The sequence below is a fragment of the Enterobacter cloacae complex sp. P43RS genome, assembly GCF_014930585.1.
Lineage (GTDB): Bacteria > Pseudomonadota > Gammaproteobacteria > Enterobacterales > Enterobacteriaceae > Enterobacter > Enterobacter bugandensis.
This window is the reverse complement of sequence record NZ_JADBRJ010000008.1, coordinates 63,386-85,018: the sequence shown is the minus strand read 5'-3', so window position 1 is coordinate 85,018 and position 21,633 is coordinate 63,386. Positions and strand designations below refer to the sequence as shown.

The window sequence follows — 21,633 nt, the reverse complement described above, 5'->3', positions numbered from 1 at the left end:
CGGAGCACGCTATGGATACCTGGATTTACCTCTCGCAGGGGTTCGCCGTGGCGATGACCCCGGAAAACCTGGTGATCGCCCTGATCGGCTGTTTCGTGGGCACGATTGTCGGCCTGCTGCCGGGCCTTGGGCCGATCAACGGCGTGGCGATTTTACTCCCGCTGGCGTTTGCCCTGCATCTGCCTGCGGAATCGGCGCTGATCCTGCTGGCAACGGTCTACATCGGCTGTGAATATGGCGGACGCATTTCGTCGATCCTGCTTAACGTGCCGGGGGATGCGGCGGCGATCATGACCGCGCTGGACGGCTACCCAATGGCGCGGCAGGGACGCGGCGGCGTGGCGCTCTCCATCTCTGCGGTCAGTTCATTCTTTGGCTCACTGATTGCCATTGGCGGCATCATTCTGTTCGCTCCTGCGCTGGCCCAGTGGTCGCTGGCGTTTGGTCCGGCAGAATATTTTGCCCTGATGGTGTTCGCCATTGCCTGCCTCGGCAGCATGATGGCGCAAAATCCGCTGAAGTCGTTTTTATCCGCGCTGATTGGCTTAGGGTTAGCCACCGTCGGCGTGGATGCCAACACCGGGGTCTATCGCTTTACCTTCGACAGCGTTCACCTGTCCGATGGCGTGCAGTTCATTGTCGTCGTGATCGGCCTGTTCTCTGTCTCTGAGATCTTACTGATGCTGGAGCATACCAGCAGCGGGCAGACGCTGGTGCGCAAAACCGGCCGGATGCTCTTCAGCGCTAAAGAGGGCGCGCAGTGCATCGGCGCCACGCTGCGCTCGTCGGTGATTGGCTTCTTCGTCGGCATCCTGCCGGGCGCCGGGGCCACTATCGCCAGCGCCATCACCTACATGACCGAGAAGAAGATCAGCGGCAATAGCGACAGCTTTGGTAAAGGCGATATTCGCGGCGTCGCCGCGCCTGAGGCGGCCAATAACGCCTCGGCCTGCGGCTCGTTTATCCCGATGCTGACCCTGGGCGTGCCGGGATCCGGCACCACGGCGGTGATGATGGGCGCGCTGACGCTCTATAACATTACGCCCGGCCCGGCGATGTTTACCGAGCAGCCTGATATTGTCTGGGGGCTGATTGCCGCGCTGCTGATCGCCAACGTGATGCTGCTGGTGATGAATATCCCGCTGATTGGGCTGTTCACCCGCATGCTGACGATTCCGCTGTGGTTCCTGGTGCCCGCCATTGCCGCCGTCTCTGCGGTGGGGGTTTACGCGGTGCACAGCACCACGTTTGACCTCGTGCTGATGGTGGTCCTCGGCGTGTTCGGCTACATCTTGCGAAAAATGCACTTCCCAATGTCTCCGCTGATTTTGGGCTTTGTGCTGGGTGAGATGCTGGAGCAGAACCTGCGCCGCGCCCTGTCCATCAGCAACGGTAATGTGTCGATACTGTGGGACAGCAGCGTCGCGAAGGTTCTGTTAGCGCTCGCGGTCATGGTGATTGTGGTGCCGCCGGTGTTGCGCCTGCTGCGTCGTCGCCAGCGCAAACCGGAGCCGGATATCGGCTAACTATACCAACAGCTGGGCATTGACCCACTGCTTTAACGCCTGGCGGGAGATCTTAATCCCGCCATTTTTTAGCTCAGCCGGCAGCACCAGCCAGTGAACGGGCTGCTCAAAGCGCGCCAGCCTGCCCTGTACCCAGGTCGGGAAACGGGTGATATCCGTTCCCGGCTCGCACTCCACCACCGCCACCGGACGCTGTCCAAACTCGGCGTCATCCAGCGGGACGATAAACACCTGGTTAATCTGCGGATGCGCGGCGATAACGCGCTCCAGCGATTCCGGCTGGATCCCCTCTCCACCGCTGAAAAAGAGATTGTCCATGCGGCCTAAAATCGTCAGACGGTCGCCATGCCATTCCCCACGATCGCGAGTGGCAAACCAGCCTTGCGCGTTGGTCAGCGGTATCAGGGCGCCGTCCCGCCAGTAGCCGGAAGCCATGCTCTGCGCTTTGATCCAGACTTCACCGTTAACGACCTGCACCTCTCTGCCCGGCAGTGCACGGCCCACGTCCGGATCGCCGTCAGCCTCTTTTGCGCAGACGGTAGAGGCAAACTCGGTGAGGCCGTAGCCGCAGTACGTCCGAACGCCCTGTTCCCGGGCCTTTTGCGTCAGCGTCACGGGAATGGCCGCCCCGCCGAGCAGCACCGCTTTCAGTGCGATGTGGCTTTCGCTATTCAGGAGACGCCAGAGCTGGGTCGGCACCAGCGAGGCGTGGGTGCAGCCGCGTAGCGCCTGCTCCAGCGGCTGCTTCTCGCGCACGGTTAAGAGCGCACCGGCCTGCAGCCAGCGCCATAAAATCCCCTGGCCGGAAACGTGAAACAGCGGCAGCGAAAGCATCCAGTCGTCATTATCCCCGTAGGGCATCAGCGACAGCACGCCGAGGGCGCTGGCAAGATGGGCGGCACAGGTATGCACCGCCGCCTTCGGCAGCCCGGTGGAGCCGGAGGTGAGCGTCATGGTGGCCAGCCGCGACGGCTGCCACGCAGCGCAGTACGCATCCGCTGGCTCGCACATGCTCAGGCCGTGAAGGCCGTCGTAGCTGCCGTCCAGCACCAGCGCAAAGCGCAGCGTCATCTGCGGGATCAGCACGTCGAGCAGCGGGCGCGGCAGCTGCGGATTAACGGGAAGAATACGTGCCCCGCACTGAAGCAGCGCCAGCCATGCCAGCAGCGTTTGCGGGTGGTTATAGGCCAGCAGCAGTACGCCGTCGCCCTCCGCCACGCCCTGCTGGTGAAACCCTGCCGCAAGGCGGTCGACGCGCACGCACAACTGCTGCCAGGTGAGCGCTTCATCATTCAGCCTCAGGGCCGGTTTATCGGCAAAAAGCGCGCGCCAGTGACGCCAGGGCCAGTCGGTAAAACTCATAGCAACGGCTCCAGCGCCTCTGCGTCGAGGCACGGCAGCGTGCTGGCAGGCCACTCGCGGAGAAGCTGAGCCTGCATCAGGTTCAGCGTGTCGAGGCCGGGAACCGTGTCCGGCGTTAACCAGGCGGCAATGCGCGCCAGCTGGGTCAGCCCCAGGCTGGACTCTATCGACGAGCTGATCACCGCCGTCAGCCCCAGCGCGTGCGCCGCCGAGACCTGCTCGCGCACCTTCGCCAGGCTGCCGGTTAGCGTCGGCTTAATCACCACCGCGCTGACGCCGGGCTCGGCGACAAATTCAAAATCGTCCTCGCGCAGGCTTTCATCCCAGGCGATGGCGATCCCCGTTTCGCGGGCAAAGGCGCGCGAGTCATCGCGGGTTTTGCACGGTTCTTCGAGGAAGGCAATGCGGCTGCGGTACGCCGGGTTGACGTACTTGGCGAACTGCTGCGCCTTAAGCGGCGTCCACGCGCGGTTGGCATCCAGACGCAGGTGCAGATCGGGAATTGCTTCCAGCAGCAGGTTGGCGACCATGCCGTCACGCACCGCTTCGTAGAGACCGACTTTGATTTTCGCCACTTTCTCGCCCGGCATGGCGGCGAGCAGCGCGAACAGCTCGTCCGGGTCGCCCGTGCAGAGCGGTGCCGCGCGATAGTTAGCCTCTTCCGGCAGGCTACCGTCCAGCTCCGCCAGCGCGCAGCTGATGCCAAAGGCGGCGGAAGGTGCGTCCGGTAACGCCGGGTTTGCGCCCTCACGCCACGCCTTTACCCACGTCAGCAATGCAGACTGCGCCTCATCCAGCGACTCCAGGCTAAATCCCGGCAGAGGCGAAATCTCGCCCCAGCCTTCCTGCTCGTCCTGCTGCAAATGCACGAAGAAGCCGTCACGGGTTTTTAAACGCCGTTCACGCAGCACCACGCCCGCGTCCATCGGTATCTGCCAGCGGTAAACCTGCGCGCGACGCATTACGGGTTCCGTTTGTATTTGCTGAAGTCCGGCTGGCGTTTTTCGTTAAACGCGTTGCGTCCTTCCTGACCCTCTTCGGTCATGTAGAACAGCATGGTGGCGTTGCCCGCCAGCTCCTGCAGACCCGCCTGACCGTCACAGTCGGCGTTCAGGGCCGCCTTCAGGCAGCGCAGCGCCATCGGGCTGTTTTGCAGCATCTCTCGGCACCAGCGCACGGTCTCTTTTTCGAGATCGGCAAGCGGCACCACGGTATTCACCAGGCCCATATCCAGCGCTTCCTGTGCGTTGTACTGGCGGCACAGGAACCAGATTTCGCGGGCTTTTTTCTGCCCGACGATGCGCGCCATGTAAGAGGCACCCCAGCCGCCGTCGAAGGAGCCCACTTTCGGGCCGGTCTGGCCGAAGATGGCGTTTTCAGCAGCGATGGTCAGGTCGCACATCATGTGCAGCACGTGGCCGCCGCCGATGGAGTAGCCCGCCACCATCGCGACAACCGGTTTCGGGCAGGTGCGGATCTGGCGCTGGAAATCCAGCACGTTCAGGTGGTGCGTACCCGCATCGTCCTGGTATCCGCCGTAGTCGCCGCGCACCTTCTGATCGCCACCGGAGCAGAAGGCCTTCTCGCCTTCACCGGTCAGCACGATCACGCCGATATTGTCGTCGTAGCGCGCATCCGCCAGGGCCTGAATCATCTCTTTGACGGTCAGCGGACGGAAGGCGTTACGCACCTGCGGACGGTTGATGGTGATTTTGGCAATGCCGTCGGCGGATTTGTGGTAACGAATGTCGGTGTAGCCTTCGGAGCAGTCCTGCCATTCAACCGGCGCATAAAGCATGTGTTCATCAGGATAGATCATAGAGTGTCCTTTATTCGAAGACGCAGTATCTGAGCCAGACTCGCGGCAACCGCGTCGGGGTTTTCCCGGTGGGCGTTGTGTCCGGCGTTTGGAATCGCATGGCGAACGGCGTCCAGTTCAGCGGCCAGGGCCGCGAACTTCTGGTCACGTTCACCGTAGAGATAGTCAAAAGGGAAATTGCATACGCTAATCGCGGCACGCAAATCGGGCTGCACGGCCAGCGACGTTGCTTCGAGCATCTTCGCCAGCGTCGCGCCGTTGTTCTGGCTGCGCAGGGCAATAAGCGCCTTGCGCTGGTGGTCAGTGAGGGAAGCAAATACCGGCTGTTGATACCAGTCGGTAAAGACCTTTTCCAGCGGTTCGGTGCAAAAACGCGTCGCCCAGCGGCGGTCGGATGTCCACCGCGCGTGACGCTCATCCTCATCCTGCAGGCCCGGATGTCCACCTTCAACGATCACCCCCAGCAGCCCCTTTGGCTGCTGGCAGGCATGAAACATCGCAATGCGGCCGCCGAGGGAGTACCCCACCAGCCAGTGGTTCAGTATGTTGTAACTAAGCAGAGTTCGGGTAAGTAACGTGCTCATCTCGTCGAACCCCGTCACGGCAATATCCCCGGACGCACCGTGGCCCGGCAGGTCAAGATAGAGCCGGGAATACTCGCCGAGTGGCTTCCCGACAGACTGCCACTCGCGGCAGTCGCCGGAAAAACCGTGCAAAAAGACCAGCCAGGGATAGCCCGGTTTTCCGGCCTGCTGCACACCCGAGAGGATCACAGCTGGCTCACCTGCGCCAGCAGGCTTTGCAGTGTCTGCGCGCCATCGGCCTCGTTCACCACCAGCTCAATCAGCGTCGCGCCCGGCTGCTTCCAGGCGGTGCTTAACGCCGCTTCCAGCTGTTCCCAGCTTTCCGGGCGATGGTATTTCAGGCTGAACATCGCCGCGGCGTGTTCAAACTGCACGTTCTGCGGCATCAGGTAGAAGCGCTCGCGCTCGCTCTGGGGCGTTGGCAACAGGGAGAAAATCTGCCCGCCGTTGTTGTTGACCACAATCAGCACAAACGGCGCGGACGCCTGACGCAGTAGCGCCAGCGCGTTGAGATCGTAGAGCGCGGAAAGATCGCCCACGATCGCCAGCGTCGATTTCGCGCTGGCGCGCTGCACCCCCGCCGCCGTCGAGATCAGCCCGTCGATGCCGCTGGCACCGCGGTTGCTGTACACCGGGTAGCCCGCCGGCAGCTTCGAAAAGGCATCGATCAGCCGCACGACCAGGCTGTTACCGACAAACAGCTGCCCCTGTTCTGGCAGGTATTGGCGAATACGGTGCGCCAGCCCGGCCTCGCTGAATGTCTCACAGCGCGCTTTGGTGATTTCCCACGCCTGACGCGACAGCTCAGGGATCGCCACCGCCCAGGGCTGACGTTTTTCCGCCGGGTGCAGTTCCAGCCAGCTATCAATTTTGCTCACCAGACGACGGCCGCGATGGTGCGCCGGGTCGAGCCGCCCTTCCAGCGCGTCCACCACCCAGTACTCTTCCGGCGTGCAGGTCGCCTGCCACTGCAGCAGACGTTTTCCGGTCAGGCTTGCGCCGATCTGGACCACAATCTGCGCCTGCGAAAGCTCAGTAACCGCTTTCGCGTTACCCAGCCAGAGATCGGCGCACGGCAGCGGCTGGCCGGTCTGGGAAAGCACGTCGCCAATCAGCGGCCAGCCGAGGGTTTGCGCCCATTCGGCGACGAGCCTGCCTTCGGCGGCGCTCATGCGCCCGGCGATGACCACGCCTCGCTTCTGCCGCCAGAAGAACCAGTCGCGCTGTTTCGCGCTCTCAAGATGCGTCTGCTCGCGCAGCCACGGCTTTTCGCTCTGCCACCATTCGCCGAGCGACCGCTGCCAGTCAAGGCCGATATCGTCCAGCTCGCCGTACAGCGGCTCGGCAAACGGGCAGTTGATATGCAGCGCCCCGCTGCGCAATGTCGCCATGGCGTGATCGACGGTGGAGACCAGCCAGCTTGCAGGAATATCCTGGGTGGGACGCGGTAACGAAACCGTCTGCGAAGGGTGCGTAGAAAAAAGTCCGGGCTGGCGAATAGCCTGATTGGCGCCGCAGTCGATTAGCTCAGGCGGACGGTCGGCCGTCAGCAGGATCAGTTTTTCACCGGTTAACCCGGCTTCAATCAGGGCCGGATAGAGGTTCGCCACGGCGGTACCGGAAGTGACAATCACCGCCACGGGTTCTTTGCTGACCTTCGCCAGCCCGAGCGCGAGATGCCCCAGGCCTCGCTCATCAAAGTGGGTGTGGTGAACAAACGCCCGGTTTTCAGCCGCCGCCAGCGTCAGCGGCGTTGAGCGAGAACCCGGTGCAATACACACGTGCCTGACGCCATGGCGCGTCAGGGCTTCAAGGATCACCGCCGCCCAGCGTCGGTTAAAAGAACTTACTGACATGAGATTGTCCGGTATCAAGAATGCGACACAGTATAAATAATAGAAAAAATTGGAATTTTGATATGAATCGGGATTGCGCGAATCAGTATTAATCCCTTAGGAGCAGAGAGTGCAATCCGGCGGCTTTGTTTTCGATCTCCTGCCACTCCTGCTCCGGGTCAGAGCCGCTGACAATGCCCGCTCCGGCGTAAAGCCGCAGAGCGTCTTCCTGTACGCGCGCCGAGCGCAGCGCCACGCAGAATTCGCTTTGTTGGGGGGATAAATACCCGGCCGAACCGGCGTACCACTCGCGGTTAAAGGGTTCAACGTGCTGAATAAACTCGCGCGCTGGCTGTCGCGGAAGCCCGGCAACCGCCGCCGTCGGCTGTAGCACGTGCAGGCACAGCTCATCGTCGGCCTGCTTGAGCTCGGTCCAGATACAGCGGCGTAAGTGCTGCACTTTGCGCAGGCGGACGACCTGAGCCGGCAACACCTCCAGCGTCTGCGTATGGTGTTGAAGACGCTGGCAGATATCTTCCACCACCAGCATATTTTCGCGCTGGTTTTTATCGTCATTCAGCAGCCACTCGCCCAGACGCTGCGCCTGTTTATCGTCAGTATGGCTGGCGACGGTGCCCGCCAGCGCTTCGGTGCGCAGCAGCTTGCCGCGCCGCCGCCAGAGACGCTCGGGCGTGGAGCCGAGAAACGCGTTGCTGGCGTCGAATATCATGCAGAAATGATAGCAGTTTAAATTCAGGGCGCGGCTGGCGGCCATCAGCGCGACGGGGTTAACGCGCTGTTTACACTGCAGGTCGGTTGCTCGGGCGAGAACGACCTTTTCGAAATCACCGCGTGCAATCGTCTCTGTCGCTTTGCCGATAAGGCTAAGCCATTGCGGTTTTTCCGGGTGATGGGTTTCGCGCTCAACCTGCACGGAGAGCGGACGGATCGGTCTGGCGGGAAGCAGTTGCTGTAAGAACGCCCGCGCGGTGTCGGCATCGTCCTCAAGCGAGCTGTCGCTCCACAGCTGCAGACGCAACGTGGCGTTGCCAGCGGTACGTCGCCACAGCAGACGCGGTAAAAAGAGGCTGCCCTGCTCCGGGTTAAACGCGTTCAGGCCGCAGATTCGGGTATCTTCAGGGGCGTGTTGCGCACTTAAAAACTGCGAGGCTAACGCCAGAGAGGAAAATTGGACCACCGCTCCCAGCGCGGCCAGCTCTTCATCGCCGTTACGCTGTTGCCAGTAAAACTGGGGATAGCACTGCTGCTCGCCCAGCCAGGCGAGGGGATCGAAGGCATCGTTTAACGGGAAAGACACGTCGAAATGACGCAGGCCGGATGTGGCAGGTAACGCTTGCGAAAGATGGCTACGCAATTGTTCCAGCGCGAGGAAAATCGAATTCACGCGAACCTCTCCCTGTTAAAACCTCATATTATACGGGGTACCATAAGAAATATCAGTACCCACGTATAGGGAGTGGTTAAACGGCTTAACGACGGGCCAGCAGCAGACCCAGCACCAGCCCTACGGCTGCGCCCACCCCAATGCCCTGCCACGGTTTTTCATGGACGTAATCATCGGCACGATAAACCGCTTTTTTGGCGCGGTAGTAGTAAGTATCAGACGCATGGCTGACGCGGTTTTTAACGTCGTGGAGCGCCTGCTCGGCACGGGCTTTCAGCTCGATATACTTCTGATCGGCAGGGTCGCCCGAGGAACGTAACACCTCTTCCAGCGTTTCGCTCAGTAAGGTCAGGTCGTCGTCGATACGGGTATCCCAGGATTGAAATGACATATTTTTCTCCATGTTAGTACACCAGTCCGCTAACTATAGACAACGACGCGCCATTATGCCTGTTTCGCTTCCCGCGCCATGCCGATGTGCGGAATACCGTCTTCGTCGTACACCTCGGTGACCGGCATAAAACCGAAATGACCGTAGAAGGATTGCAGGTGCGCCTGCGCGCCCAGGTATAACGCCTTGTCCGGCCACTGTTTCTGGCATGACTCCAGCGTTTTTTCCATCAGCTGATAGCCCAGTTTCTCACCCCGAGCGTTACCGCTGATAATGACGCGGCCTATCACCACGGGCTCGACATCGTCCTCGCTTTTCAGAATCCTCGCATACGCCACCAGCTCGTTATCCTTCCAGCCGAGGATATGGCGGTTTTCGCCAACGAGGTCATCGCCGTCGATGTCCTGATACGGGCACGTCTGTTCAACCACAAACACTTCGCAGCGCAGTTTAAGCAGCGCGTAGAGCGAATGAACGGTGAGCTCACTATGATGTAAATCTTGCCACTGGATCATCTCTTTCTCCTTCCTGGGGTTCATCACGTTATACTAAACCCCTCCCCGTTCGGCAAAGGGCTGATTGCGTTATGGAACTGATTTTTCTGGGTACGTCCGCTGGCGTGCCAACCCGCTCACGAAACGTGACGGCAATTCTGCTGGATCTTAAGCACCCCACCCGCGGCGGGCTGTGGCTGTTTGACTGCGGTGAAGGGACGCAGCATCAACTGCTGCACACCGCGTATCACCCCGGCAAGCTGGATAAAATTTTTATTACTCACCTGCACGGCGACCATCTGTTTGGCCTGCCGGGCCTGCTGTGCAGCCGCTCCATGGCCGGCAACGCCAATCCGCTGACGATTTACGGTCCTGCGGGTGTGCGTGAATTTGTTGAAACCGCGCTGCGCCTGAGCGGATCATGGACGGATTATCCGCTGGAGATCGTTGAGATTAGCGAAGGCCTGGTTTTCGATGACGGTGATTATAAGGTGAGCGCTCAGCCGCTAAATCATCCCGTTGAGTGCTATGGCTATCGCATTGAAGCGCATGACAAACCCGGCGCGCTGGACGCCGCCGCGCTGATGGCCGCTGGCATAAAACCCGGACCGCTGTTCCAGCGCCTGAAGCACGGCGAGACCGTCACGCTGGAGGACGGTCGCGTCATCAACGGTCAGGATTATCTCGCCGCGCCCGAGCCGGGCAAGAAGCTGGCTATCTTTGGCGACACGGCGCCGTGCCCTGCCGCCCTTCAGCTTGCCCGGGGCGTTGACGTGATGGTGCACGAAGCCACGCTGGAAACGACGATGGAAGAGAAAGCCAACGGCCGCGGCCATAGCTCAACGCGTCAGGCGGCGCAGCTTGCCCGCGACGCGGGCGTCGGGAGGCTGATCGTCACTCACGTCAGTTCCCGCTACGACGCGCGGGGGTGTGCAAGCCTGCTGGCAGAGTGCCTGGCGGTGTTCCCGGCGTGCGAGCTGGCCGAAGATTTCGCTAAGGTCAGCGTTTAGCCCTTCATTTTTCTCTCAGAATGCCGATAACGATTAAAAGGTCAGCATTTCTCTCGAGGGTAGAATGGATAATTTCCAGAAAGATATTGATGACAGGGCGAATCTCACCCTGTCGAACCGTTTTGAACTGTTGCTGTTCCGTCTTGGCACCTCTCTGAACGAAAATAAATCCGAGCTGTTTGGCATTAACGTCTTTAAGCTGCGTGAAATTGTGCCGATGCCGGAATTCACAAAACCCGCCGGGATGAAATCACCGCTGATGGGGATGGTGAATATTCGCGATCAGGTGATCCCGGTGATCGACCTGGCCGCCGTGGCGGGCTGTAAGCCTACCACCGGGCTGAACATCCTGCTTATCACCGAATATGCCCGCAGCGTGCAGGCCTTTGCCGTGGAGTCGGTTGAAAACATCATGCGTCTGGACTGGAAGCAGGTGCACGCGGCGGAGACCGCCGTCAGCGGCCGCTATATCACCAGCATTGCCTGCCTGGATGAGAAAACGGATACCAACGATCTGGCGATGGTGCTGGACGTTGAGCAGATCCTCTATGACATCACCCCGGCCAACCACGATCTGCACGCCACCAATCTGAAAACCACCAAGTTCAACATCAAGCCGGGCGCAGTCGCGATTGTGGCGGAAGATTCCAAAGTGGCGCGTTCGATGCTGGAGAAAGGTCTGCAGGCGATGGAGATCCCAGCGCAGCTGCACATCACCGGCAAAGACGCGTGGGAAAAAATTGGCGTCCTGGCCGCACAGGCGCAGGCTGAGGGCGTGCCGATCACCGATAAGATCGCGCTGGTGCTGACCGACCTCGAAATGCCGGAGATGGACGGATTTACGCTGACGCGCAAAATCAAAACCGACCCGGTTCTGAAGGATATTCCGGTAGTGATCCACTCCTCCCTTTCCGGCAACGCCAACGAAGATCATATTCGCAAGGTGAAGGCGGACGGGTACGTGGCGAAGTTTGAGCTGAACGAGCTGTCGTCGGTGATTGAGGAAGTGCTGGATCGTTCGATGAAGAAGATTGGCGGGCCGTTGATTAGCCGGAAGCAGCTGGCTTAAGTCCTGTGCGGGCTGGTGCCCTCACCCCATCCCTCTCCCACAGGGAGAGGGCGCAAACCATAAAAAACCCGCCAAGGCGGGTTTTTTGTTTTTACATTAATGGCATCGCTCGCTGCACGATATCAATCAGCGGCTGCGGATAGATACCGAAGATCAGCACCAGCAGCGCGGAGATTAGCACCACGATACCACCGGCGCTGTACTGCCAGTTGCCTGGAGCATCGCGGTTGAGCTGTTGAGGCGCGCTCAGGTACAGGCTCACGGCCACGCGCAGGTAGTAGTAGAGGCCAATCGCGGAGCCGATAACGACACCGGCAGTCAGCCACCACAGGTGCGCCTGCACACCGACGGCCAGCACGTAGAACTTACCGATAAAGCCCAGCGTCATCGGGATACCCGCCAGAGAGAGCATCATCACGGTCATTACCGCGGACAGAATTGGACGGTGCCAGAACAGACCACGGTAGGAGAACAGTGAATCGGCATCCGGACCACGGTACGGGCTGGACATCAGGCTTACCACGCCGAAGGCGCCGAGGCTGCTGAACAGGTAACCGGCCAGATACACGCCCACGGCTTCCATCGACATCTCACCGCTCTGCAGCGCAATCAGCGCCACCAGCAGGTAGCCCAGATGAGAGATGGACGAGTAGCCCAGCAGACGCTTGATGTTGGTCTGGCTCAGCGCCATCAGGTTACCGAAGATGATGGAGACGAACGCGATGATGCCCAGCACCACGCGAACGGCTTCACTATCACCCACCGGCGCGTACAGGAACAGACGCATGACCACACCGAAGATAGCGATTTTGCTCGCCGTCGCCAGGAAGGTCGACACCGGAGCAGGCGCACCCTGGTATACGTCTGGCGTCCACAGGTGGAACGGAACCAGAGAGAGCTTGAAGCCGAGGCCAACGATCATCATGCCCAGACCCGCCAGCAGCAGCGGCTCATGGAGCATGCCGTCGCCGAGGCTCTTGCCGAGCGCCATGAAGGAGAGGTTACCGGACTGAGCGTACAGCAGCGCAATACCAAACAGCAGGAAGGATGACGCGGCAGCAGACAGAATGGTGTACTTGATGCTCGCTTCCAGAGAGCGCTTCTGACGGAAGGCGTAACCAATCAGGCCGAACAGCGGCAGAGAGATCAGCTCAATACCGAGGAACAGCGCGGCCAGATGGTTGGCATTCGCCAGCAGAATGCCGCCCAGCGCGGCAATCAGTACCAGCAGGTAAAACTCTTCTTTGTTGTCGTTGTAGCCTTCGAGCCACGGGTAAGCAAAGGTACAGGTTGCCAGGCTCGCCAGCAGCACCAGCCCGGTATACAGCATGGCGTAACCGTCAACGCGCATCAGCGGGGTGACGTCCATCGCCCCGCCCTGGCCAACAAACCAGAGTGAGACTAACGCGGCATTCAGGCCGATGACCGACAGCGTGGCATTCAGGAAGTGATTGCGTCGCCACGCAATGGAGAGCATCACAACCACCACCGTCAATCCGACGATCAGCAGCGGTAGCAGCGCGATCAGTTGTTGTGGAGTTATTGTCATGGCGAATTACGGCCTTGTAGTAGAAACAGAATTAACAAACCACTGCTGGATATTGCCCATCGCGCTGTGCGAGGTATCCAGAATCGGCTGCGGGAAGAAGCCCAACAGCACCAGCAGTACGACCAGCAGCAGGATGATGAACAGCTCACGCAGCGACATCCCCGGCAGTTCTTGTGCAGCAATTTCGCTCTTCGCTTTACCGAAGTAAGCGCGGTGCAGCATCGCCAGCGAGTAAACGGAAGCGAACACCAGACCAAAGGTGGAGATCACGGTAATCACCGGTACCACTTTGAAGCTGCCGAACAGAATCATGAATTCGCCGACGAAGTTACCGGTGCCCGGCATTCCCAGGGTAGCCACCGCGAAGAACATGGAGAGCGCTGGCAGCCATTTAATTTTGCTCCACAGACCACCCATCATACGCATGTCGCGGGTATGCAGACGTTCGTACAGCTGGCCGCACAGGATGAAGAGACCGGCTGCGGACAGACCGTGCGCAATCATCTGGATCACCGCGCCCTGGTACGCCAGCTGGCTGCCGGTGTAGATAGCAATCAGCACGAAGCCCATGTGGGAAACGGAGGTATAAGCAATCAGACGCTTGATGTCGTATTGCGTGAAGGCCATCCAGGCACCGTAGAAGATACCGATCACACCCAGCCACATGGCAATCGGTGCGAACTCCGCGGAGGCATTCGGGAACAGCGGCAGTGCGAAACGCAGCAGACCGTAGGCCGCCGTTTTCAGCAGGATGCCCGCCAGGTCAACGGAACCCGCCGTTGGTGCCTGGGAGTGCGCGTCTGGCAGCCAGCCGTGCAGAGGAACCACCGGCATTTTCACCGCGAAGGCAATGAAGAAGCCCAGCATCAGCAGGTATTCAACGCCGTGTGACATCGGGGTCTTCAGCAGGTCTTCATAGTTGAAGGTCCAGGTGCCGGTTGCGTTGTGATGAACGAACACCAGCGCCAGAATGGCAATCAGCATTACCAGACCGCTCGCCTGGGTATAGATGAAGAACTTGGTTGCCGCCGTGATACGCGTTTTACCGTCGGACGCCTTGTGGCCCCACAGCGCGATCAGGAAGTACATCGGCACCAGCATCATCTCCCAGAAGAAGAAGAACAGGAACATGTCGATGGCAAGGAACACGCCGATCACGCCGCCCAGGATCCACATCAGGTTCAGGTGGAAGAAGCCCTGGTATTTTTCGATTTCTCGCCAGGAGCAGAGTACCGCCAGAACGCCGAGCAGACCGGTCAGCACCACCATCAGCAGCGACAGACCGTCAATCGCCAGGTGGATCGTAATGCCGAAACGCGGGATCCACGGCAGGATGAACTCAGACTGCCACTGCGGAATGCCCGCAGACTGGGTCAGTGAGTAACCGCCCTGCAACCACAGTTGCAGGCCAAGCGCGAGCGTCAATCCCATGGTGATCAGCGCGATCCAGCGCGGCATCTTCACGCCAAAGCGTTCGGTCTGCCAGCACAGGAAGCCGCCGATGAAGGGAATTAATATTAGCCAGGGTAGTAACATGGCGATTTACATTCCTTTTTAAGGCCCCCAGCAGGGGCCTGATTTTCAACGAATTCGAATAAAATTCACTTAACGATCAACGCAATACCATCAGCAGCGCCAGCACGACAACCGCACCAATGCTCATGGACGCCACATACCAGCGCAGGTAACCGTTCTCGCTGTACAGCAGGCCTTTACCTGCAAAGCGGGAGAGGATCGCCGGGATGTTCATCAGGCTGTTCAGCGGGTCGCGCTTCAGCAGCCACGCAATGCCCAGGAACGGCTTAACGAAGATCATGTCGTACAGCCAGTCGAAGCCCCACGCGTTGTACCACCAGGTGCCAAGCAGGCGGCCCGGCGCACTGTTGGCCACGGCAGTGACCAGCGTACGTTTGCCCAGCCACAGCCATGCCGCAATCAGGATACCCGCGATAGCGACCACACCGGAGGTGATTTCAAGCGTCAGAACGCGACCGTGCTCAAGCTCGGTGGTGTCTGGCAGTACGCCCTGCAACGGTGGCACAATCATCGCGCCAACGAAGGTGGACAGTACCAGCAGCACAATCAGCGGCAGGTGGTGGGTAATCCCCTTCCCTGCGTGAGCGTGAATTTGTTCTTTACCGTGGAATACGATGAAAATCATACGGAAGGTATACAGGGAAGTCATGAACGCACCGACCAGACCCGCAACCATCAGATTGATATGACCATTCGCCATGGCACCCGCAAGGATTTCGTCCTTACTGAAGAAGCCCGCGGTGATCAGCGGCAGTGCCGCCAGCGCCGCGCCGCCCACCAGGAAGCAGACATAGACCAGCGGGATGGACTTACGCAGTCCGCCCATCTTGAAGATGTTCTGCTCGTGATGGCAGGCCAGAATCACCGAACCGGATGAGAGGAACAGCAGCGCTTTGAAGAACGCGTGCGTCATCAGGTGGAAAATGGCCGCGTCCCACGCCTGAACGCCCAGCGCGAGGAACATGTAGCCAATCTGGCTCATGGTGGAGTACGCGAGAACGCGCTTGATGTCGGTCTGAACCAGCGCGGCAAAGCCTGCCAGCACCAGCGTGACCGCACCGACGATACCCACCAGATGCAGAATTTCCGGAGTCATCAGGAACAGGCCATGGGTACGCGCAATCAGGTAGACACCGGCGGTAACCATGGTCGCGGCGTGGATCAGCGCGGAGACAGGGGTTGGACCCGCCATCGCGTCGGCAAGCCATGTCTGCAGCGGCAGCTGCGCGGATTTACCCACGGCACCACCCAGCAGCATCAGCGTTGCCCACCACAGCATGTTGTTGCCTGCGGCGAAGTGTGCTGGCGCCAGTTCCACCATTTCGCGGAAGTTCAGCGTGCCCAGTTCGTTGTAAAGAATGAACAGCGCGAACGCGAGGAAGACGTCACCCACGCGGGTCACGACGAACGCTTTCATGGCCGCTGCGCCATTCTTCGGATCGGTATAGTAGAAACCGATCAGCAGGTAAGAGCACAGGCCCACGCCTTCCCAGCCCAGATACATCAGCAGCAGGTTATCGGCCAGCACCAGAACGACCATGCTGGCAATAAACAGGTTGGTGTAGGCGAAGAAGCGGGAGTAACCCTCTTCACCGCGCATATACCAGGAGGCAAACATGTGGATCAGGAAGCCGACGCCGGTGACCACGGAGAGCATGGTCAGCGAGAGACCGTCCAGCACCAGGTTGAAACCGATGTTGAAATCACCGACCGACATCCAGGTCCACAGCGGCACGCTGAAAGGCTGGCGTCCGTTGTTAAAGAAGTCGATACCCGCATACGCTGTGACCAGCGCGGCCAGGCCGACAGAGCCCATGCCAACGGTCGCGGACAGATTCTCAGACCAGCGGCCGCGAGAAAACGCCAGCAGCACGAAGCCAATCAGCGGAAAAATAATGGTTAAGGCAAGCATGTTCATCCACGCAACTCACTTACTGAATCGATGTTCAGATTCTGGCGGCGACGATGGAGCTGCAGCAACAGCGCCAGGCCAATACTCGCTTCAGCAGCCGCGAGGCTGATGGCGAGAATGTACATCACCTGACCATCGGTCTGGCCCCAGTAGCTTCCGGCGACCACGAAGGCCAGCGCGGAGGCGTTAATCATGATTTCCAGGCCGATCAGCATAAACAGCAGATTGCGGCGGATAACCAGACCGGTCAGACCCAGAACGAATAAAATCGCAGCGAGGATCAGTCCATGTGTTAAGGGGATCATGCGCGCTCCTCCGTTTTTCTTTTCGCGCGGTCGTCAGTGCGGTTGCTCAGCACCTCGCCAGCACGCTCTTCGCGGCCAACGTGGAAAGCCACAACCAGGCCTGCCAGCAGCAGCATAGAGGCCAGTTCCACCGCCAGAACGTATGGGCCAAAGAGCGTGATACCCACCTCTTTCGCACCAATTGGCGTGCCGTCGATGCCCTGATCGTTGACGCCCAGAATGGCGTAAACGATCACCACCAGCATGATGGCCGACAAAATTGCCGGGCCAATCCACACCTGCGGTTTTAACCACTGACGTTCCTGCTCAATTTCAGAGCCGCCCAGGTTCAGCATCATCACGACGAACACGAACAGCACCATGATGGCCCCGGCGTAAACGATGATCTCCAGCGCACCGGCGAAGTGCGCGCCCAGCGCGAAGAACACCCCGGAAATGGCCAGCAGCGAAATGATTAAGTACAGCAGCGCATGCACCGGATTGGTGTGCGTAATCACTCGCAGCGTAGCCAGGATGGCGATAAGGCCACAGATATAAAAAGCGAATTCCATTGCCCTCTCCTTACGGTAACAGGCTCTTGACGTCGATAGGCTTAGCTTCGTTCTCTGCTTCGCCCTTATCTTTGCCGTCGATTGCCATACCCGCCATCCGGTAGAAGTTATATTCCGGGTATTTGCCCGGACCGGAAATCAGCAGATCCTCTTTCTCGTACACCAGGTCCTGACGCTTGTACTCACCCAGCTCGAAGTCTGGAGTCAGCTGAATCGCCGTGGTTGGGCACGCTTCTTCACACAGACCGCAGAAGATGCAGCGTGAGAAGTTAATGCGGAAGAACTCAGGGTACCAGCGGCCGTCTACCGTCTCGGCTTTCTGCAGAGAGATACAGCCGACCGGACACGCAACCGCACACAGGTTACAGGCAACGCAGCGCTCGGAACCGTCCGGGTCGCGCGTCAGCACGATACGGCCACGGTAGCGCGGCGGCAGATATACCGGCTCTTCCGGGTACATCCGGGTTTCGCGTTTAGCAAACGCGTGCAGGCCGATCATCCAGATACTGCGTACCTGGGTACCGAAACCTACCAGTAATTCTTTTAAGGTCATGGTCTATAGCCCCTTATGGCTGCTGCCAGAGAATGACAGCTGCCGTTACCAACAAGTTGACGAGCGTCAGCGGCAGGCACACTTTCCAGCCGAAGGACATTACCTGGTCATAACGTGGACGCGGTAACGCTGCGCGAATCAAAATGAACATCATCATGAAGAACGCGGTTTTCAGCGCGAACCAGATGAACGGCGGTAAGAACGGGCCATGCCAGCCACCAAAGAACAGCGTTACCATCAACGCAGAAATGGTGACAATACCGATGTACTCGCCCACAAAGAACAGACCGAACTTCATGCCGGAATATTCAATGTGGTAACCGTCGGCCAGTTCCTGTTCGGCTTCCGGCTGGTCAAACGGGTGACGGTGACACACGGCCACGCCCGCGATAGCAAAGGTAATAAACCCAAAGAACTGCGGGATAACGTTCCAGATGTCGGCCTGATTGTTGACGATGTCGGTCATGTTGAATGAACCGGCCTGCGCCACCACGCCCATCAGGGAGAGTCCCAGGAACACTTCGTAGCTCAGCGTCTGCGCGGAAGCACGCATCGCACCCAGCAGCGAGTATTTGTTGTTACTGGACCAGCCTGCGAACAGGACCGCGTAAACCGCGAGACCTGCCATCATCAGGAAGAACAGAATGCCGATGTTCAGGTCAGCGACCACCCAGGTCGGGCTGACCGGAACGATAGCAAACGCCAGCAGCAGCGAGGTGAAGGCGATCATCGGTGCCAGAGTAAAGATCACGCGATCCGAGAAGCGAGGGATCCAGTCCTCTTTAAAGAACATCTTGATCATGTCCGCGACCAGCTGGAGTGAACCACCCCAGCCCACGCGGTTCGGTCCGTAACGGTTCTGGAACAGACCGAGCAGACGACGTTCACCAAAGCTCATGAACGCGCCGCAGGTGACCACCACCAGCAGGATAACAATCGCTTTCAGAATGCTCAGCAGGATGTCGATAAGATCCGGCGTTAACCAACTCATGCTTTTGCCTCCTGCAGATTATCAAGACGCGCACCCGCCAGAACCGGCGCGATGCCAGGCATACCCATCGGCAGACCGACCTGCCCTGCTGTCAGATTTTCAGAAATAATCAGCGGCAGGCTGATGGTCTGGCCGTCATAGCTAAAGGCGATGTTCGCGCCCGCGTTAACGCCAAGCTTCGCGGCATCCGCCGGGTTGAGCTTGATGTAAGGCTGCGGCATACGGGTCTGGAAGACCGGTGAACGCTGGGACAGCTCGTCGCTACCGAACAGGTGGTAGTACGGGGCAATACGCCAGCTACCGTCCTGCGCCTGGAAGCTCGCCGGTACGGTGGTGAAGAAGTCCAGACCGGTTTCGGAAGCTTCAATCAGACGCACGCCCGGATCGCCGTGGCGCAGGGAGCCGCCCACTTCAGCCTGGAACTTGTTCCACGCCTGCGGGGAGTTCCAGCCCGGAGCCCATGCGAACGGGATTTGCGAACGCGGGGCAGACGGCTGGTTGTTCCCTTCCATGGAGAAGGCGAACATGGTGTCTTTATCCTGCGGCTGGCGCGGTTCGTGTACGCTGATGTTGGCACGCATCGCGGTACGGCCGCTGTAGCGGTGCGGTTCACGCGCCAGCTTCTGGCCGCGGATGCGGAAGCTTGCTTCAGGTGCGGCATCTTTAATGCCTGCCAGCTGAGGCAGTTTTTCCACCACCGCGTCGATAACGTGGTCGAGCTGCGTCCAGTCCACTTCACGGCTCTGCACGGTGCTGTGCAGGGAGTGCAGCCAGCGCCAGCTTTCCAGCATCACGATGTTGCTGTCGTAGTACGCCGGGTCATAAACCTGGAAGAAACGCTGGGCGCGGCCTTCGTTGTTGATAACGGTACCGTCGCTTTCTGCGAAGCTTGCCGCAGAGAGCACCAGGTGCGCTTTGTCCATGATCGCGGTGCGCTGATGGTCAATGACCATCACCAGCGGCGCTTTGGAGAGCGCGGCGTCAACGCGAGCGGCAGACGCATGGCGATGCAAATCGTTTTCCAGCACCACCACGGCGTCAGCGGCACCGGATTCCAGTTCGCTCAACGCTTCTTCCAGCGAGCCGCCGCCAATCATGCCCAGACCGATGCTGTTTACCGCACGGGCAATCATGGTCACGCCGACGTCTGCACCGCGGCCTTTCAGGGCTTTGGCAACGTTCGCGGCGGCCTGAATGATTTCAGCGCTACCGGCGTTGGTTCCGGAGATAATCAGCGGTTTCTTCGCACCTGCCAGGGCCTGAACAATCACGTCGACCTTGTTTTGCAGGTCGCGATCCAGCTCAACGGCCGGTGAGCTGTTGTCCAGCGCGTGGGCAATGGCAAAGCCCAGGCGCGCCTGGTCTTCAACCGGCGCGCAGTAGGTCCACGCCGCGATATCGTCCAGACGGGTGTTGTCGACGTTGGTCACAAACAGAGGATGCTTCGCGCGCTGGCCGATGTTGAGGATCGCCGCAATCTGCCAGTCAGCCACTTTCTGCGCCGCTGCCATTTCACGTGCTTTACCCTTCACCGCCTGACGAACCGCCAGAGCCGCGCGGGCGCCGGTCTGCGTCAGGTCTTCACCCAGCACCAGGACCGCATCATAGGATTCAATTTCGCGCAGCGCAGGGGTATGGATACCGCCTTCACGCAGCACCTTCAGCACCAGCTGCAGACGTTCCTGTTCGCCCTGGGCGATACCGGTATAGAAGTTTTCCGCCCCGACCAGCTCGCGCAGCGCGAAGTTGCTTTCGATACTGGCGCGCGGGGAGCCGATGCCGATCACTTTCTTCGACTGGCGCAGAATATCTGCCGCGCCCTGCATCGCCTGTTCAGCGTTCAGGGTAATAACGTCGTCGCCACGGCGCTGAACCGGCTGACGCGGACGGTCTTTCAGGTTCACATAGCCATAGCCGAAACGACCGCGGTCGCACAGGAAGTAGTGGTTAACGGTGCCGTTGTAACGGTTTTCGATACGACGCAGTTCGCCGTAGCGCTCACCCGGGCTGGTGTTACAGCCGAGGGAACACTGCTGGCAGATGCTTGGCGCAAACTGCATGTCCCATTTACGGTTGTAGCGCTCGGAGTGGGTTTTATCCGTGAATACGCCGGTCGGACAGATTTCTACCAGGTTACCGGAGAATTCGCTCTCCAGCACGCCGTCTTCCGGACGGCCGAAGTAGACGTTGTCATGCGCGCCATACACGCCCAGATCCTGACCGTCCGCGTAGTCTTTGTAGTAACGCACGCAGCGGTAGCAGGCGATGCAGCGGTTCATTTCGTGAGAGATGAACGGCCCCAGATCCTGGTTACGGTGGGTACGCTTGGTAAAGCGATAGCGACGGAAGCTGTGACCGGTCATCACGGTCATATCCTGAAGGTGGCAGTTACCGCCCTCTTCACAAACCGGACAGTCGTGCGGGTGGTTGGTCATCAACCACTCCACCACGCTTTCGCGGAACTGTTTGGCTTCTTCGTCATCAATCGAAATAAAAGTGCCTTCGGTGGCTGGCGTCATACAGGACATCACCAGGCGACCACGCGTGTCTTCCGCGTTTTGATATTGCTTCACCGCACACTGGCGGCAAGCACCGACGCTGCCCAGCGCCGGATGCCAGCAAAAGTACGGAATATCGAGGCCAAGAGACAGACAAGCTTCCAGCAGGTTGTCCGCCCCGTTGACTTCGTATTCTTTGCCGTCTACATGAATCGTAGCCATTAGCATGCTTCCAGTTGGCTC

At 59.5% G+C, this 21,633-nt stretch carries 19 protein-coding genes; 3 read left to right on the top strand and 16 right to left on the bottom strand.

The window, feature by feature from the left end; genetic code table 11:
• The first annotated feature begins 11 nt into the window (after positions 1 to 11).
• Positions 12 to 1,526 carry a tripartite tricarboxylate transporter permease gene (locus IM294_RS16770; RefSeq protein WP_193360368.1) on the top strand — a complete coding sequence of 505 codons (1,515 nt, stop codon included), beginning with the start codon at positions 12 to 14 and terminating at the stop codon, positions 1,524 to 1,526.
• Here the strand turns inward: IM294_RS16770 and menE are convergent, their stop codons facing one another.
• The 8 genes from menE to IM294_RS16730 form a co-directional block, all read right to left on the bottom strand.
• A complete protein-coding gene (gene menE / locus IM294_RS16765) occupies positions 1,527 to 2,888 on the bottom strand; it encodes an o-succinylbenzoate--CoA ligase (RefSeq protein WP_193360367.1) in 1,362 nt (453 codons plus the stop codon).
• The gene (gene menC, locus IM294_RS16760) at positions 2,885 to 3,850 is read right to left on the bottom strand and encodes an o-succinylbenzoate synthase (RefSeq protein ID WP_126818187.1); all 966 of its coding nucleotides are present in this window, start codon (positions 3,848 to 3,850) and stop codon (positions 2,885 to 2,887) included. The genes menE and menC overlap by 4 nt, the downstream gene beginning before the upstream one ends.
• Positions 3,850 to 4,707, bottom strand: a complete 858-nt coding sequence (menB, locus tag IM294_RS16755) for a 1,4-dihydroxy-2-naphthoyl-CoA synthase (RefSeq protein WP_045351809.1) — start codon at positions 4,705 to 4,707, stop codon at positions 3,850 to 3,852. The genes menC and menB overlap by 1 nt, the downstream gene beginning before the upstream one ends.
• Positions 4,704 to 5,480, bottom strand: coding sequence for a 2-succinyl-6-hydroxy-2,4-cyclohexadiene-1-carboxylate synthase (gene menH, locus IM294_RS16750; RefSeq protein ID WP_126818186.1), 777 nt, complete (start codon positions 5,478 to 5,480; stop codon positions 4,704 to 4,706). Before menH ends, menB begins: the two co-directional genes overlap by 4 nt.
• Positions 5,477 to 7,147 (bottom strand): 2-succinyl-5-enolpyruvyl-6-hydroxy-3-cyclohexene-1-carboxylic-acid synthase, encoded by a 1,671-nt coding sequence (menD, locus tag IM294_RS16745; RefSeq protein ID WP_126818185.1) that lies wholly within the window; start codon positions 7,145 to 7,147, stop codon positions 5,477 to 5,479. Before menD ends, menH begins: the two co-directional genes overlap by 4 nt.
• An 88-nt stretch (positions 7,148 to 7,235) precedes the next feature.
• Complete coding sequence (gene menF, locus IM294_RS16740; protein ID WP_193360366.1) at positions 7,236 to 8,531, bottom strand: isochorismate synthase MenF; 1,296 nt, start codon at positions 8,529 to 8,531, stop codon at positions 7,236 to 7,238.
• An 85-nt stretch (positions 8,532 to 8,616) separates the two neighbouring features.
• On the bottom strand, positions 8,617 to 8,922 hold the full coding sequence (gene elaB, locus IM294_RS16735) for a stress response protein ElaB (RefSeq protein WP_028013924.1): 306 nt from the start codon (positions 8,920 to 8,922) through the stop codon (positions 8,617 to 8,619).
• A 53-nt stretch (positions 8,923 to 8,975) separates the two neighbouring features.
• The gene (locus tag IM294_RS16730) at positions 8,976 to 9,437 is read right to left on the bottom strand and encodes a GNAT family N-acetyltransferase (protein ID WP_045259696.1); all 462 of its coding nucleotides are present in this window, start codon (positions 9,435 to 9,437) and stop codon (positions 8,976 to 8,978) included.
• A gap of 71 nt (positions 9,438 to 9,508) precedes the next feature.
• On the opposite strand from IM294_RS16730, the gene rbn reads away from it, so the two are divergent.
• The gene (gene rbn / locus IM294_RS16725) at positions 9,509 to 10,426 is read left to right on the top strand and encodes a ribonuclease BN (protein ID WP_126818184.1); all 918 of its coding nucleotides are present in this window, start codon (positions 9,509 to 9,511) and stop codon (positions 10,424 to 10,426) included.
• A gap of 64 nt (positions 10,427 to 10,490) precedes the next feature.
• A complete protein-coding gene (locus tag IM294_RS16720) occupies positions 10,491 to 11,495 on the top strand; it encodes a chemotaxis protein (protein ID WP_028013927.1) in 1,005 nt (334 codons plus the stop codon).
• 91 nt (positions 11,496 to 11,586) lie between these two features.
• On the opposite strand, the gene nuoN is transcribed toward IM294_RS16720, so the two are convergent.
• The 8 genes from nuoN to nuoG all read right to left on the bottom strand — a co-directional run bounded on the left by nuoN (position 11,587) and on the right by nuoG (position 21,612).
• Positions 11,587 to 13,044, bottom strand: a complete 1,458-nt coding sequence (gene nuoN, locus IM294_RS16715) for an NADH-quinone oxidoreductase subunit NuoN (RefSeq protein WP_028013929.1) — start codon at positions 13,042 to 13,044, stop codon at positions 11,587 to 11,589.
• Between the two features lie 6 nt (positions 13,045 to 13,050).
• The gene (nuoM, locus tag IM294_RS16710) at positions 13,051 to 14,580 is read right to left on the bottom strand and encodes an NADH-quinone oxidoreductase subunit M (RefSeq protein ID WP_008500214.1); all 1,530 of its coding nucleotides are present in this window, start codon (positions 14,578 to 14,580) and stop codon (positions 13,051 to 13,053) included.
• A gap of 76 nt (positions 14,581 to 14,656) precedes the next feature.
• Positions 14,657 to 16,498, bottom strand: coding sequence for an NADH-quinone oxidoreductase subunit L (gene nuoL, locus IM294_RS16705; RefSeq protein WP_023325763.1), 1,842 nt, complete (start codon positions 16,496 to 16,498; stop codon positions 14,657 to 14,659).
• Positions 16,495 to 16,797, bottom strand: coding sequence for an NADH-quinone oxidoreductase subunit NuoK (nuoK, locus tag IM294_RS16700; protein ID WP_003861496.1), 303 nt, complete (start codon positions 16,795 to 16,797; stop codon positions 16,495 to 16,497). Before nuoK ends, nuoL begins: the two co-directional genes overlap by 4 nt.
• Positions 16,794 to 17,348, bottom strand: coding sequence for an NADH-quinone oxidoreductase subunit J (gene nuoJ, locus IM294_RS16695; protein ID WP_008500212.1), 555 nt, complete (start codon positions 17,346 to 17,348; stop codon positions 16,794 to 16,796). Before nuoJ ends, nuoK begins: the two co-directional genes overlap by 4 nt.
• Before the next feature lie 10 nt (positions 17,349 to 17,358).
• Positions 17,359 to 17,901 (bottom strand): NADH-quinone oxidoreductase subunit NuoI, encoded by a 543-nt coding sequence (gene nuoI, locus IM294_RS16690; RefSeq protein WP_003861491.1) that lies wholly within the window; start codon positions 17,899 to 17,901, stop codon positions 17,359 to 17,361.
• 13 nt (positions 17,902 to 17,914) lie between these two features.
• Positions 17,915 to 18,892: an NADH-quinone oxidoreductase subunit NuoH gene (gene nuoH / locus IM294_RS16685; RefSeq protein WP_008500211.1), complete on the bottom strand. Its 978-nt coding sequence runs from the start codon at positions 18,890 to 18,892 to the stop codon at positions 17,915 to 17,917.
• The gene (nuoG, locus tag IM294_RS16680) at positions 18,889 to 21,612 is read right to left on the bottom strand and encodes an NADH-quinone oxidoreductase subunit NuoG (protein ID WP_126818183.1); all 2,724 of its coding nucleotides are present in this window, start codon (positions 21,610 to 21,612) and stop codon (positions 18,889 to 18,891) included. The genes nuoH and nuoG overlap by 4 nt, the downstream gene beginning before the upstream one ends.
• Positions 21,613 to 21,633: the final 21 nt, after the last annotated feature.

Bases quoted from the DNA above. Each gene is read 5' to 3' on its own strand.
- IM294_RS16770 (WP_193360368.1), top strand. From the start codon at position 12: ATGGATACCTGGATTTACCTCTCGCAGGGGTTCGCCGTGGCGATGACC.
- menE (WP_193360367.1), bottom strand. From the start codon at position 2,888: ATGAGTTTTACCGACTGGCCCTGGCGTCACTGGCGCGCGCTTTTTGCC.
- menC (WP_126818187.1), bottom strand. From the start codon at position 3,850: ATGCGTCGCGCGCAGGTTTACCGCTGGCAGATACCGATGGACGCGGGC.
- menB (WP_045351809.1), bottom strand. From the start codon at position 4,707: ATGATCTATCCTGATGAACACATGCTTTATGCGCCGGTTGAATGGCAG.
- menD (WP_126818185.1), bottom strand. From the start codon at position 7,147: ATGTCAGTAAGTTCTTTTAACCGACGCTGGGCGGCGGTGATCCTTGAA.
- elaB (WP_028013924.1), bottom strand. From the start codon at position 8,922: ATGTCATTTCAATCCTGGGATACCCGTATCGACGACGACCTGACCTTA.
- IM294_RS16730 (WP_045259696.1), bottom strand. From the start codon at position 9,437: ATGATCCAGTGGCAAGATTTACATCATAGTGAGCTCACCGTTCATTCG.
- rbn (WP_126818184.1), top strand. From the start codon at position 9,509: ATGGAACTGATTTTTCTGGGTACGTCCGCTGGCGTGCCAACCCGCTCA.
- IM294_RS16720 (WP_028013927.1), top strand. From the start codon at position 10,491: ATGGATAATTTCCAGAAAGATATTGATGACAGGGCGAATCTCACCCTG.
- nuoN (WP_028013929.1), bottom strand. From the start codon at position 13,044: ATGACAATAACTCCACAACAACTGATCGCGCTGCTACCGCTGCTGATC.
- nuoM (WP_008500214.1), bottom strand. From the start codon at position 14,580: ATGTTACTACCCTGGCTAATATTAATTCCCTTCATCGGCGGCTTCCTG.
- nuoL (WP_023325763.1), bottom strand. From the start codon at position 16,498: ATGAACATGCTTGCCTTAACCATTATTTTTCCGCTGATTGGCTTCGTG.
- nuoK (WP_003861496.1), bottom strand. From the start codon at position 16,797: ATGATCCCCTTAACACATGGACTGATCCTCGCTGCGATTTTATTCGTT.
- nuoJ (WP_008500212.1), bottom strand. From the start codon at position 17,348: ATGGAATTCGCTTTTTATATCTGTGGCCTTATCGCCATCCTGGCTACG.
- nuoI (WP_003861491.1), bottom strand. From the start codon at position 17,901: ATGACCTTAAAAGAATTACTGGTAGGTTTCGGTACCCAGGTACGCAGT.
- nuoH (WP_008500211.1), bottom strand. From the start codon at position 18,892: ATGAGTTGGTTAACGCCGGATCTTATCGACATCCTGCTGAGCATTCTG.
- nuoG (WP_126818183.1), bottom strand. From the start codon at position 21,612: ATGGCTACGATTCATGTAGACGGCAAAGAATACGAAGTCAACGGGGCG.